Source organism: Micromonospora endophytica (assembly GCF_003236305.1).
Lineage (GTDB): Bacteria > Actinomycetota > Actinomycetes > Mycobacteriales > Micromonosporaceae > Micromonospora > Micromonospora endophytica.
The window spans coordinates 1-8,284 of sequence record NZ_POTX01000254.1; the positions used below are offsets into that span (position 1 = coordinate 1).

Sequence of the window (8,284 nt, forward strand, 5' to 3'; positions counted from 1 at the left end):
CCGGTGGGGTGTTCGGTGAGGGGGGTGCTGGCTACGATGGGGGTGCCGTACCTGTCGATCAGGGTTGGGGTGTCGCCTAGGTTGACTACGCAGGTCAGCTCGGTGTCGTTGGTGGTGCGACGGAAGGCGAGCAGCCCCGGGTCGGTCTCCAGCCAGGTGACGCCGCCGAGACCCGTCAATGCCGGGTGGTTGCGGCGGATCCGCAGCGCCGCGCGGTACAGCTCCAGGGTCGAATCGGGTGCGCTGGTCTGGGCGGCCACCGACAGGGCACGCCAGGTCGTAGGGGCCGGCAGCCAGCTCAGCTCGCTGCCGGCGGGCCCGAAACCGTACGGGGCCACCTCGCCGCTCCACGGCATGGGCACCCGGCAGCCGTCGCGGCTCTCGCCGGTGCGGAAGAACTGCGGGTCCTGCCGTAGCGCGTCCGGCAGGTCGAGCACCTCGGGCAGGCCCAGTTCCTCACCCTGGTAGAGGTAGGCGCAGCCGGGCAGGGCGAGCATCAGCAGCGCGGCGGCGCGGGCCCGGCGCAACCCGACCTCCCCGTCGCCGTAGCGGGTGACGTGTCGCTGCCGGTCGTGGTTGGACAGCACCCAGGTGGTCGGCGCACCGACGATCGTCGCCTCGGCCAACGCGGTGTCGATCACCTTGCGGAACGAGTCGGCCGACCAGGTGGCATCGAGGAAGTCGAAGCTGAACGCCTGGTGCAGCTCGTCCGGGCCGATGTAGCGGGCCAGCCGCTGTGGGGTCTCGGCCCACGCCTCGGCCACCGCCATCCGGCCGCCGGGGTAGCTGTCCAGGATCGGCCGCCAGGCGCGGTAGATGTCGTGCACCTCGTCCTGGTCGAAGTAGGGCAGCCGGCCCTTGCCGAGCAGCTCCGACTGGCGTTGCCCGGTGGTCATCGAGCTGAAGCCGACGTCCGGCAGCCCGGCGGCCTTGATCATGCCGTGCGCCACGTCGATGCGGAAGCCGTCCACGCCACGGTCGAGCCAGAACCGGAGGATGTCCTCGAACTCGGCGCGTACCTCGGGGTGACGCCAGTTCAGGTCCGGTTGGGCCGGGTCGAACAGGTGCAGGTACCACTGGCCGTCCGGCACCCGGGTCCAGGCCGGCCCGCCGAAGATGCTCTCCCAGTCGTTGGGTGGCTGCTCGCCGTGCTCGCCCTGTCCGTCGGCGAAGAGGTAGCGGTCCCGTTCGGCCGAGCCGGGCGCGGCGGCCAGCGCCGCGGTGAACCAGGGGTGCTGGTCGGAGGTGTGGTTCGGCACGATGTCCACGATGATCCGCAGGCCGAGCGCGTGAGCGTCGGTGACCATCGCCTCGAAGTCGCCGAGGGTGCCGAACATCGGGTCGACGTCGCGGTAGTCGGCGACGTCGTAGCCGCCGTCCACCATCGGCGAGGTGTAGAAGGGGGTCAGCCAGAGCGCGTCCACGCCGAGGTCGCGCAGGTAGGGCAGGCGTTCCCGGATGCCGGGCAGGTCACCGATGCCGTCGCCGTTCGAGTCGGCGAAGCTGCGGACGTAGACCTGGTAGACGACGGCGGACCGCCACCAGTCGACGTCGGAGGTCAGCGGCGAGGGGGTGCTGACGGTCATCGGGTGTTCCCCGTTCTGTGGCGCGGTACTGGCGGCACCCCGGCGACGGCGGACGCACGGGGTGCCCCAGCAGAATGCCGCCCCCCACGTGAAAGAGTCAAGCATTTCTTGCGCAAGGACCGCCCCCGCGGGCGTCCCCTGCTTGGTGATCTTGCAGTTTCGGTCGGCGCTTTGCCCGCTTTTGCGGCTTATGGCGCGGCGGAAAGTGCATGATCGCGGGGGTTGTCGGCGGGGGTGGGCATTAGAGGCCGTATTCCTTCCAGCGCTTGTCGACCAGGGAGACGACCTCGGCAGACATGGTCATCTCTTCCGGCCAGCCCCGGTGGTAGCCCTCCTCGGGGAGCTTGCGGGTGGCGTCGATGCCGGCTTTGCCGCCCCAGAACTGCTGGTACGAGGAGTGATCAAGGTGGTCGACCGGACCCTCGGTGAGCAGCAGGTCCCGGGCGTAGTCGACGTTACCGAAGGCCCGGAAAGCCACCTCGTGATAGTCGTGCACGTCGCAGTCCTCGTCGACGATCACGATCAGCTTGGTCAGCGACATCATGTGCGCGCCCCAGATCGCGTTCATCACCTTCTGCGCGTGCTTCGGGTAGCGCTTACGGATCGACACGATCGCGCAGTTGTGGAAGACACCGGCCGCGGGCAGGTTGTAGTCGACGATGTCCGGGATCAGGAACCGCAGCAGCGGCGCGAAGATCCGCTCGGTGGCCTTGCCCAGGCCGTGATCCTCCTGCGGCGGCTTCGAGGTGACGATCGAGTGGTACACCGGGTCGCGCTGCATGGTCATCGCCTCGACGTGCAGCACCGGGAACGGCTCGACCGGGGTGTAGAAGCCGGTGTGGTCACCGAACGGGCCCTCCGGCAGCCGCTCGCCCGGCTCCAGGTAGCCCTCCAGCACCACCTGGGCGTGCGCCGGCACCTGGAGTGGCACGGTCAGGCAGTCGACCATCTCCACCCGCTCACCGCGCAGGAAGCCGGCGAACAGGTACTCGTCGATGTCAGCGGGGAGCGGCGCGCTCGACGCGTAGCTGACCACCGGGTCGCAGCCGATGGCGATGGCGACCGGCAGCCGCTGGCCGAGCCGCTCGGCAACCGCGTGGTGCGCGGTCGAGTTCTTGTGGATCTGCCAGTGCATGCCGAGGGTGTTGTGGCTGTGCTGCTGGAGCCGATACAACCCGAGATTGCGCTTGCCGGTCTCCGGGTGCTTGGTGTGGGTCAACCCGAAGTTGTGGAAGATCCCGCCGTCACCCGGCCAGACCTGAAGCCCCGGCAACTTGTTCAGGTCGACGTCGTCACCCCGGTAGACCACCTGCTGGCACGGCGCGGTCTTGACCTTCTTGGGCGGCATCGACTTGAGCTGCATCACCTTGCCCAGGCCGCCCATCATGCCGGAGAACCCCACCGGCAGCTCCGGCTTGAGCATCTCGCCGATCCGGTTGCCGATCTCGTCCAGCGACTCGACGCCGAGCGCCATCGCGGTGCGCTTCTCGGTGCCGAACAGGTTGATCGCCACCGGCATCTCGCCCCGGGTGGGCCGCTCGAAGAGCAACGCCGGCCCGTCGGCCCGGACCGTCCGGGTGACCACCTCACTGATCTCCAGCGTCGGGTCGACAGGCACGCTGACGCGACGCAACTCCCCCGCGCGCTCCAACGCTGCGAGGAAATCCTTCAGATCCGTGTACGGGAACCCAGGAGCCGCCATGCCCGCAAGTCTCCCCCACCCAGCCCAAGGCGTAAGGAAGGGCCCCCTGTTAACGCCTCAGGTAGAGCACGGGCCCCCTGTTAACACGCAGCAGCATGAACACGGGTCGGCCGGGTAGTCGAGCGGCGCACGCGGGGCGGAGGGGTGGCGATGGGCGACGGTCGGGTTCCAGTGGGGTTCACCGAGCAGCGGACGCAGGTCGACGACGTCGCCGTCAACTACGTACGCGGCGGCAACGGCCCCGCCCTGGTGCTGCTGCACGGTTATCCGCAGTCCTGGTACATGTGGCGGCACGTGCTGCCGGAGCTGGCCAGGTCGTACGAGGTGATCGCGCCGGACCTGCGGGGCTTCGGCGGCAGCGACGCGCCGCCGACCGGCTACGACAAGAGGACTCTCGCCGCCGACCTGCACAGGCTGCTCACCACCCTGGGCCTGGACCGCGACCTCCGGCTGGTCGGGCACGACGTCGGCACCATGGTCGCGTACGCGTACGCCGCAGCCCACCCGGACCGGGTGAGTCGGCTGGTGCTCAGCGAGGCGCCGATCCCCGACGAGAGCATCTACACCTTCCCGGCGCTGACGGCCGCCGGCCCGGCGGTGTGGAACTTCGGCTTCTTCAGCCTGACCAACGGCCTACCGGAGCAACTCGTCGCTGGCCGGGAGACGGTCTGGGTCGACCTGTTCACCGACTCGCTGATGATCCGCAAGGGCAGCCTCGACGCGGCGGACATCGAGGAGTACGCCCGGCCCCTGCGCGACCCGGCCCACCTGCGGGCCAGCTTCGCGTGTTTCCGGGCGTTCGGGCAGGACATCGCGGACAACACCGAGTACCGCCGGACGAAACTGACCATGCCGGTGCTCGCCATCGGCGCGCAGGCGAGCCTCGGCCGCCAGGTGGCCGACCAGGTCAACCGGTTACGCCGACTCGGTCACCAGCGCGGTCGTCGAGGACAGCGGGCACTGGCTCTTCGAGGAGCAACCGGCGGAACTCACCGCGATGCTGCTGCCCTTCCTCCGGACCTGACCGGCCACCGGATCGACCAGCCGGCACCGCCCGGAAGGGGCGACGCCGAATCGGTCCCCGCGTGACCGGTCCCGGCGGCGGATACCCAAATTCCGTCGTCGCGGGCCCCTGCGAGCAAACCGTACTTTGCGACGCTTACTGCTCGCCCAGTGGAGCAGGAGCACAGATGGACCAGGGACGCAAGAACCTCTCCAGGTACGCGGCACCCGGCCGGCTCACCTCTCCCGGGGCGTACGCCGAACTGGTCGAGGCGGTGCCGACGGACCCGGCGGGGATCGCTCGGACGCTCCAGGGGTTGGTGATCCATGAGCACCTGGTCGGTGAGTACGGGGTCACGTTGTCCGATGCCGACCGGCAGAGCGTGCACCTGCGGCCCGGTTCCTGGTCGCCGGCGACGCGTGGGCACGCTGCCGTGCCGGCCACGCCGACCCGGACACCTTCGGGCTGAGTGTGCTCGACGAGAGCGGCTTGTGGTGGATCGCCGGCAACCTGATGCGCGACGCCGCCGCCCTGCACGCGGTCGAGGTGCTGCCCTGGGATGTCTGGGGCGTGATGCCCGCACCGAACGAAAAGATCGACGGCGACCGGTGTAAGGAGGGGGCCCCTGTTAACGCCTGGTGTATAGCAGGGGGCCCCTCCTAACATCCGTGACCCCGGTGACGCTCAGGCGCGGGCGGCGCTCAGGCGTTGGCGGGCACGGGTGAGCCGAGCGGTGCCCGGGTGAGCCGGTTGGCGAAGGTGGAGATGGTGTACGTGCCGACACCGAGCACCACGTCCAGGGCGTGCCGGGGCTGGAAACCGGCCGCCAGGAAGGCGGACAGCTCCTCGTCGGGCACCGCGCCCCGGTGGTCGAGCACGGCGAGGGTGAAGAGCCGCAACGCCTCCAGTCGCTCGTCGGGCAGGGGCGTGCCGCCGCCCGCACCAACGCCGCCCGCGCCACCAACACCACCAACACCGCCCGCGCCACCAACGCCACCAACGCCGCCCGCGCCGCCCTCGCCGCCCTCGCCGCCCTCGCCACCCGCGCCAACGCCGCTCGCTACATCACCCGCCGCACCGCCCGCGCCAACGCCGCTCGCTGCGTTGGTTCCCCGCAGCGCGTCGATCAGCTCGGGTGCGGCACCGAGCCGGGTCAGGGTGGCGGTGTGCATGGCGATGCAGATGTGGCATTCGTTCCGGCCGGCGACGGTCAGCACCACGATTTCCCGCTCGACCGGGTCCAGCCCACAGCTCTCGTAGATGCTGTTGGCGGTCAGGAAGCCGTTGAGTAGTTCCGGGGACTCGGCCATCAGGCCCACCGCGCTGGGTAGCTGGCCGAGGGTACGACGTACGGCGTTCATGATGGGCCGGGCGGCCTCCGGTGCGGTGTCGATGGTGTGGACGGTGAAGGCGTGCGTGGACATGGCGGACCCCTTGCCATAGATTAGTCAATGTGGTTGACCAAACCGTAAACCAGGTTGTCGAAATTGCCAACGCCTGACCCGCCGCGCCCCGGCTTCCTGCTGCCCCTGCTGTTGCTGGCCGGCTTCCGTACGCTCATCGACGACCTGCACGCCGAACTGGCCCGGCAGGGTCACGCGGAGCTGCGCCCGCTGCACGGCTTCGTACTCCAAGCCGTCGGCGCCGACGGCACCACCGCCTCTGAGCTGGGCCACCGGCTGGGTGTCTCCAAACAGGCCGCCGGCAAGACCGTGGACCGGCTGGTCGCCCTCGACTACCTGGAACGCGCCGACGACCCGCGCGACGCCCGGCGCAAGCTGGTCCGGCTGACTCCGCACGGCCTCGACGGCCTGCGCCGCTCGGCCGTCATCTTCGACGAGCTACGGCAGCGCTGGGCGGACACGCTCGGCGCGGAGCGGGTCGCCGCCCTGGAGGACGACCTGCGTACGGTCACCCCCGCCAACTGGTTCCGGCTCGACGTACCGGGCTGGTTGACCGGCTGACCGGTCCAGGCAGGCCGGCGCTGCGGGAATTGTCACCGGTGCTGGCTCGGCGGTCGTACCAGGCGTCACGCTGAGGGGCATGAGTGACGCGTACGTTGTCGGCGACCCGGACGGGCTGTCGCCGCTACAGATCGAGTTGCGCGATGCCGTGGCCCGGGAGCTGCACGCACAGCTCGCGCTCCGGTCGGAGCGGATCGAGCTGGCCGACGTGCCGGAGGTCGCCTACCAGGTCACCCTGCGGGTGAGCGAGACACTCCGGCATCGGCCCACAGCGACCATCCGTCAGTCGCCGGAATAGAGGCGCGTCGGGTCGACGAGGATCACGTCAGGACGATCGCGGCTGGCGGCAACCAGGTCGTCGGTGAAGCCTGCGCCGCTGGCGAGCAGCAGCCGGGTGTCCCGGGCATCCAGCCCCGGACGGGCAACGAGCAGCTTCCGCACCTTGGTCAGTCGGTCCAGATCGGCACCGCCGAGGGTACGACCCCATTTGACTTCACCGACGGCGAGCAATGGGCGGGGTCCGTCGCCGATGGGAGGCTCACCGAGCGCGACAAGGTCGAGCTCCAGACTCGTCCGGCTGGCCGGATCGGTGAGCACGGCGGGACTCACCTCGGCGACAATGCCGCCGATGGTCTCAGGGGCGGCGAAGCGTACCGTCCACTGTCGGACGATTTCCTCGAACGCCGGGCCGAGCACGGCGCTGGCGTACCGCCGTTGAGACCTTCGCCAGACGTCTGCGCCTCGCCGCTGCTCCAACGCTGTCCAGGCTGGCCGCATCACGGCCTGATAGAACGTGATGAGTGGCTCGGCAATGCGGTAGCGGCTCCGGCCACTGCGCAGCGGATCTGGCTCTCGGATCAGAAGACCGGCGTCCTCGAGCACTGTGAGCGGATGGTGCAGGTCGGTGGTCTTGCGCCCGATGAAGCCGGCGATCCCGCCTCGGGTGCCGTTGCCCTCGGCCACCGCCGCGAGGACGGAGTGGTACAGCGCCGCGTCCCGCAGATCCGGGTCCTCGGCGAGCAGGTAGCGGGCCTCCCGGAACAGTGGGCGGGCCGGATTCAACACGGCTCGCACCACCCAGTCGTCAAAGTCATCGCGCCCGCTGGGCGCGTCGTCCTGGACGTACTCGCGCCGGTACGCCGGGGTGCCGCCGACGATTGCGAAAACCTGGGCGGCCAACGACGGATCGTCGATCTCCCAGAAGGCCGCCGCCGCCCGGTAGTCGAGCGGGGCGACAGGCAGTTCGAGCCCGGCCCGCCCGCGCAGCGGTGCGGACCCGGCTAGCAGTCCGCCCATGAAGGAGAGCGCCGAGCCGCACAGCAACAGACGGGTACGGGAGCCGGTGCGCTCGGGGCGGCCGGGTGTGAGCGCGTGCTGAATCACCGACGGCAGGTCACGGCTTGCTCGGGCCAAGTAGGGAAACTCATCGAGCACCACCGGAAGCGATCGGTCCCGACCGAGGGCGAGCAACGCGTCGACGGCGCTCGACCAGTCGGCCAGATGCACCGGACCCGGCGCGCTCGTGTATCGGCCGAGCGCCTGCCCGAGCCGCCGTAGTGACTCCGTCCCTGTCGCCTCGGTGGCCCCGAAGTAGAAGCCGCCGGTGGCGCGGGCCAACTCGTACAGCAGCAGGGTCTTGCCCTGCCGGCGGCGTCCGCTTACCACACCCAGCGTGGCGCCCGCCCTCTCGTCGGTGGCGAATCGAAGGAGTTCCGCCCACTCGACGTCCCGGTCGAAGATCTCTGGAGGCTTGATCAGGTTCACAACCACCCCAACAAAACGTATAACTACAGTTACTATAACTGTAGTTATACGTTTTGCGGGTCAGAGGCCGCCGTAGGAGTGCAGGCCCTCGAAGAAGATGTTCACGCCGAAGAGGTTCATCATCACCGTGAGGAAGCCGAGGATGGCCAGCCAGGTGGCCACCGCCGAGCTGGTGCTCTACACCCCGATCGTGCCGCTGGTGCCGGCGCTCAACTCGTACTGGTTCATCGTGCACGTGTCGACGATCGTCTTCGCCTCCGGGCTG

General features: G+C 69.5%; 9 protein-coding genes and 1 pseudogene. 5 read left to right on the forward strand and 5 right to left on the reverse strand.

Annotated elements, in window-relative coordinates:
* Together C1I93_RS25705 and C1I93_RS25710 are read right to left on the reverse strand one after the other, a co-directional pair.
* A partial coding sequence (locus C1I93_RS25705) for a glycoside hydrolase family 13 protein (RefSeq protein ID WP_111245865.1) occupies positions 1–1,586 on the reverse strand: 1,586 nt, incomplete at its 3' end.
* Positions 1,587–1,827: 241 nt separating this feature from the next.
* On the reverse strand, positions 1,828–3,288 hold the full coding sequence (locus C1I93_RS25710) for a menaquinone biosynthesis decarboxylase (RefSeq protein ID WP_111245866.1): 1,461 nt from the start codon (positions 3,286–3,288) through the stop codon (positions 1,828–1,830).
* A gap of 150 nt (positions 3,289–3,438) precedes the next feature.
* On the opposite strand from C1I93_RS25710, the gene C1I93_RS25715 reads away from it, so the two are divergent.
* The 3 genes from C1I93_RS25715 (at position 3,439) to C1I93_RS25725 (ending at position 4,954) form a co-directional block, all read left to right on the forward strand.
* A complete protein-coding gene (locus C1I93_RS25715; protein ID WP_223256243.1) occupies positions 3,439–4,377 on the forward strand; it encodes an alpha/beta fold hydrolase in 939 nt (312 codons plus the stop codon).
* Between the two features lie 101 nt (positions 4,378–4,478).
* Positions 4,479–4,760, forward strand: a complete 282-nt coding sequence (locus C1I93_RS25720) for a hypothetical protein (RefSeq protein ID WP_111245867.1) — start codon at positions 4,479–4,481, stop codon at positions 4,758–4,760.
* 2 nt (positions 4,761–4,762) lie between these two features.
* The gene (locus C1I93_RS25725) at positions 4,763–4,954 is read left to right on the forward strand and encodes a hypothetical protein (protein WP_111245868.1); all 192 of its coding nucleotides are present in this window, start codon (positions 4,763–4,765) and stop codon (positions 4,952–4,954) included.
* Positions 4,955–4,992: 38 nt separating this feature from the next.
* On the opposite strand, the gene C1I93_RS32755 is transcribed toward C1I93_RS25725, so the two are convergent.
* Positions 4,993–5,715, reverse strand: a complete 723-nt coding sequence (locus C1I93_RS32755; protein WP_111245869.1) for a carboxymuconolactone decarboxylase family protein — start codon at positions 5,713–5,715, stop codon at positions 4,993–4,995.
* A 63-nt stretch (positions 5,716–5,778) separates the two neighbouring features.
* On the opposite strand from C1I93_RS32755, the gene C1I93_RS25735 reads away from it, so the two are divergent.
* Together C1I93_RS25735 and C1I93_RS25740 are read left to right on the forward strand one after the other, a co-directional pair.
* Entirely contained in the window at positions 5,779–6,255 is a 477-nt protein-coding gene (locus C1I93_RS25735) for a MarR family winged helix-turn-helix transcriptional regulator (RefSeq protein ID WP_111245870.1), read from the forward strand.
* Positions 6,256–6,334: 79 nt separating this feature from the next.
* Positions 6,335–6,553 carry a hypothetical protein gene (locus C1I93_RS25740; RefSeq protein WP_111245871.1) on the forward strand — a complete coding sequence of 73 codons (219 nt, stop codon included), beginning with the start codon at positions 6,335–6,337 and terminating at the stop codon, positions 6,551–6,553.
* Here the strand turns inward: C1I93_RS25740 and C1I93_RS25745 are convergent.
* Both C1I93_RS25745 and C1I93_RS25750 read right to left on the reverse strand, forming a co-directional pair.
* Positions 6,538–8,025 carry an AAA family ATPase gene (locus tag C1I93_RS25745; protein WP_223256242.1) on the reverse strand — a complete coding sequence of 496 codons (1,488 nt, stop codon included), beginning with the start codon at positions 8,023–8,025 and terminating at the stop codon, positions 6,538–6,540. The genes C1I93_RS25740 and C1I93_RS25745 overlap by 16 nt on opposite strands.
* A 54-nt stretch (positions 8,026–8,079) precedes the next feature.
* Positions 8,080–8,181, reverse strand: a pseudogene (locus C1I93_RS25750) (c-type cytochrome biogenesis protein CcsB); the annotation flags it as partial.
* Positions 8,182–8,284: the final 103 nt, after the last annotated feature.

Excerpts from the sequence above, each read along its gene's own strand:
- C1I93_RS25710 (WP_111245866.1), bottom strand. The coding sequence starts at position 3,288 with ATGGCGGCTCCTGGGTTCCCGTACACGGATCTGAAGGATTTCCTCGCA.
- C1I93_RS25715 (WP_223256243.1), top strand. The coding sequence starts at position 3,439 with ATGGGCGACGGTCGGGTTCCAGTGGGGTTCACCGAGCAGCGGACGCAG.
- C1I93_RS25720 (WP_111245867.1), top strand. The coding sequence starts at position 4,479 with ATGGACCAGGGACGCAAGAACCTCTCCAGGTACGCGGCACCCGGCCGG.
- C1I93_RS32755 (WP_111245869.1), bottom strand. The coding sequence starts at position 5,715 with ATGTCCACGCACGCCTTCACCGTCCACACCATCGACACCGCACCGGAG.
- C1I93_RS25740 (WP_111245871.1), top strand. The coding sequence starts at position 6,335 with ATGAGTGACGCGTACGTTGTCGGCGACCCGGACGGGCTGTCGCCGCTA.